This window comes from Priestia sp. P5_B4 (assembly GCF_056400385.1).
In genome coordinates this window covers 1-2,738 of record NZ_JBFULJ010000507.1, presented here as the reverse complement: position 1 = coordinate 2,738, position 2,738 = coordinate 1, and the positions used below count along the sequence as shown (strand labels likewise).

The 2,738-nt window shown below is 32.9% G+C and carries 2 protein-coding genes; one reads left to right on the top strand and one right to left on the bottom strand.

What is annotated here, in order from left to right; all coding sequences use genetic code 11:
- Positions 1–753, bottom strand: a 753-nt coding sequence (locus AC1DRF_RS22075; protein WP_477741702.1) for a bifunctional helix-turn-helix transcriptional regulator/GNAT family N-acetyltransferase, incomplete at its 3' end; no start/stop codon positions are given.
- A 340-nt stretch (positions 754–1,093) separates the two neighbouring features.
- Between AC1DRF_RS22075 and AC1DRF_RS22070 the strand changes: the two genes are divergently transcribed.
- Positions 1,094–2,560: a serine hydrolase gene (locus AC1DRF_RS22070; protein ID WP_477741701.1), complete on the top strand. Its 1,467-nt coding sequence runs from the start codon at positions 1,094–1,096 to the stop codon at positions 2,558–2,560.
- Positions 2,561–2,738 lie beyond the last annotated feature (178 nt).

Sequence of the window (2,738 nt, the reverse complement as noted above, 5' to 3'; positions counted from 1 at the left end):
GTATTGAACTAGAGAGTTAATAAGTTGACTCCCTATTCCTTTTTTGTGAAATAACGGATTTACTAAGAACCACCTTAACTGTCCTACCTTATTGCCATCATTCACTAAGCCAATACAGCCTGCAAACTCGCGATTTATTTCTGCTATCCAAATTCTTTCTATATCAGCATTAAAAGTCTCCTGAAGATATGCTAAAAAACTGTTATCCCATTTATGTACTTGATTATAAAATAACCATTGTTGTTCAATCATGTTGTTAATATCATCAGAGGTATAATAACTTCTAACAGAAACAGCTTCTTCGTCTTTTTCTTTAAATGACGTAGAAAGAATTTCTTGTATGGTATTCATTGAGGCTACAAGCTTTTTTTGTTGATCATGGTCCAAGCTTCCGAGAATATATTCTACTTGCTGATTAGCTTTTTTCTCCAACTCTTTGTAAATCAATTCCCCATGGCTGGTTACATATAAAAGATGATTACGTCCATCGTCTTTACACTTTTGCTTATAAACCATCTTTTCTTTTTCGAATTTTTTGATAATTCTACTTACATAACCACCATCTAAATCTAATCTTTCTTGAATGTTTTTAGCCGTACAATTACTAGTGTTATAAATTTCAAATAGAATACGAGTTTCTGTTAAAGAAAACGGACTGTCATAGATATGTTCATTTAAAAAGCCTAAAATATCTGTGTAAAACCGGTTAAATTTCCTAAATTCAAGGCCACACTCACTCTGTACATCAATCATTTTTACACCTCTTTTAAATAATATAAACGTAATTATTTACCAATTCTAACCTAAACACTTGCCTGAATCAACTATTTTTTTGGATTTTACTCTTTTAAAAAAGAATGCGATATACAAACTTAGTTGCCATAATGTGATTTATCCGTAGTTAAGGTATCTATAAGCGTCTATGATTTATATGCCTGTTTTGCTATTCATAAAAAAATATATATGTGCGTCAACTACAACTTCTAGTGAGATCCTAAAAAATTATGACATCTTTGTTAACAACAAGGTCTTTCTCTTCCTTATCTCGAAATAACCTATTTGTAGAAAAAAATGGTAAAGGAGACAAAGTCTTATGCAAAAAATAACATCCTCTCTTACAGGTCGCCTACGTGATTATACGAAGGAAATGATGAAAGATCTAAATGTGCCAGGGGCATCAGTCGCAATCATAAAAGATGGAGAAATTATTCTTTCTGAGGGATTTGGATACCGTGACATTGAAAATAAAAAACCTGTTACACCAAATACACTGTTTGCAATTGGTTCATCTACAAAAGCTTTTGGTACACTTTCTCTAAGTTTACTTGCCAAGCAGCAAAAGTTTAACTGGGATAAATCTATTCAGGCTTATATCCCTACTTTTTCACTTCACGATCCTCTAGTAAGCTCACAAACTACAGCCCGTGATTTAGCCTCTCATCGTTCTGGTGTTAGTCGTCATGAACTACTATGGTATGGATCTTCATTAACACGAAAAGACATTGCGGAAAAAATCCAACATTTGGAGCTAGATGCACCATTTCGTACATCCTTTTTATATAATAATTTAATGTATGCAACCATTAGCTATATGGTAGAAGAAATTACAAATCAGACATGGGAACAGTATGTAACCGAATATATTCTGCAACCTCTTCATATGGAAGATACAAATTTCTCGGTTACTACTTCGCAAGAAAAAGATGATCACGCACTTCCATACATTGAAAAAAACAAAGATATAGTCAAAGTTCCATTTCGTAACATCGATGCAGTTGGCGCTGCGGGATGCATAAACTCAAATATAGAAGATATGGCTAAATGGGTGCTATTTCACTTAAATCAAGGAAAAGTGGGCAAACATGAGCTTATTACACCGGATATGTTACAGCAGATGTATCAACCACATATTCCGATTCCCGATAATCCACTTTTATCCACATCAGAAACAACACTAAATTGTTATGGACTTGGCTGGTTTATTAGTGCATATCGTGGTTATAAAGTAATCCATCACGGTGGGAATATTGATGGATTTTCGRCACTCGTATCTTTTATACCAGAGGAAAATATCGGACTTGTTATATTAACAAACACTGGAACAACGTTATTACCATCTTACCTTGCCAATCAAATTTATGATGAGCTTCTAGAGCTAGATGCAATTGACTGGCATAAAAGAGCTGTAGAAGATACAGCTAAATTTAAAGAAATGATGAAAGAATTAGATAAGCCTCTTCCACAAGTAAAAGAGACGACCTTTACACATGCAGTAGAGGAGTATACAGGGATATTTGAGCATCCTGCATATGGAAAAATTGAAGTGTATAAACAAAATGATACGTTATATTTAAAGTGGGAATCAGTTGATATAGAGATGAAACATCATCATTACAACATGTACACAACGAAGTGGAATCTTTCTCATACAGAAATGAATGTATTAATTGCCTATGAGATGGACGTAGAAGGGAAATTATCGCAGTTAAAATTAAATTTACCACCMATGTTGAGTACAAAACCGATTGTGTTTAGTAGAATTGTAGACAGAAATTCATAAAATTAAATATAAAACTTACCATACATCAGTTTTAATAAAAAGAAAGTATTAACCGAGGCGCACAACTTCTCGCTTAATACTCTTTTTATATGGATATRGCACTAAATAGTAGTATTCAACCTAATTTTAGTAATTTTTTCTTTAGATAATCGGTAATATATTTATATCCAGTTAACAT